Annotated in this window: 1 protein-coding gene; it reads left to right on the top strand. The window is 44.4% G+C overall.

Translation table 11 applies throughout. The features are described from left to right. Positions 1-1238 (top strand): cobyric acid synthase (locus tag R7Q47_RS24930; protein WP_318089975.1); only part of this gene is annotated, 1238 nt, incomplete at its 5' end. Positions 1239-1301 lie beyond the last annotated feature (63 nt).

Here is a 1301-nt window from a genome sequence, read left to right as displayed (position 1 = left end):
AGCCAACTGTGCACATGAATCCGGTTTTGATTAAGCCAAATAGCGACACAGGTGCTCAGATCATTCTTCAAGGCAAGGCTTTGTCGAATATGGATGCCGCCAGTTTCCATGACTACAAAAAAGTGGCCATGAACACGGTGTTGGATTCGTTTTCTAAGCTGACTAAAGAGTTTGATTCGATCATGATCGAAGGTGCTGGTAGCCCAGCGGAAATCAACTTGAGAGAAGGCGATATCGCAAACATGGGGTTTGCGGAAGCAGCCGATGTGCCAGTGATCATTGTTGCGGATATTGATCGTGGCGGTGTGTTTGCGCATTTATACGGAACATTGGCGTTACTTTCTGAATCTGAACAGGCGAGAGTAAAAGGGTTTGTCATTAATCGCTTTCGTGGCGATATTCGTTTGCTGCAATCAGGTCTGGATTGGCTAGAAGAAAAAACGGGTAAGCCTGTTTTAGGCGTGTTGCCATATCTGCACGGCTTGAACCTAGAAGCCGAAGACGCCATTACTGCACAGCAGGAGTTGAACTCTGAAGTTAAGTTAAATGTGGTTGTTCCGGTGTTAACGCGCATTAGCAATCATACTGACTTTGATGTTTTACGCTTAAATCCCGACATTAATCTTCGCTATGTTGGGAAAGGTGAGAAGATCGATAAAGCCGATCTCATCATTTTACCGGGAACGAAATCAGTACGAGACGATTTGGCATATCTAAAAAGCCAAGGTTGGGATAAAGACATTCTGCGCCACATTCGTTTAGGTGGAAAAGTAATGGGCATTTGTGGTGGCTACCAGATGCTTGGTAAAACGATTGATGATCCAGACGGTGTAGAAGGTGAACCGGGTTCAAGCGAAGGTTTGGGACTATTGAATGTTCATACCGTGCTGACTGGTAGTAAACAGCTCACCAAGACTGAAGCTGTGCTCAATCTCAATAACCAAAAAGCGAAGGTGAAAGGTTATGAGATTCATGTTGGTAGAAGCCAGGTACTTGACGAACAGCCGCTTGAACTCGACAACGGAGAATGTGACGGTGCCATTAGTGAATGTGGCCAAATTATGGGAACCTACTTGCACGGATGTTTTGACGAAGCGGAAGCGCTAAACCTCATTACTGAGTGGGTGAATGGCACTCAGGTCAAACAGCAAGATTTTGAAGTATTGAAAGAACAAGGTATTAACCGTATTGCGGATGCGATAGAACAACACATGAACCTTGACTTTCTGTTTAAATAACTCGTTAACCAAACGCTATCTTTAACCAAACTTTCTCTCGGCTCCTTTTTCAAAAAACGGATC

It is taken from the genome of Vibrio sp. Vb0349, from assembly GCF_033338975.1.
The sequence above is the reverse complement of the archived record's forward strand: the minus strand, read 5'-3'. Positions and strand labels throughout refer to the sequence as shown.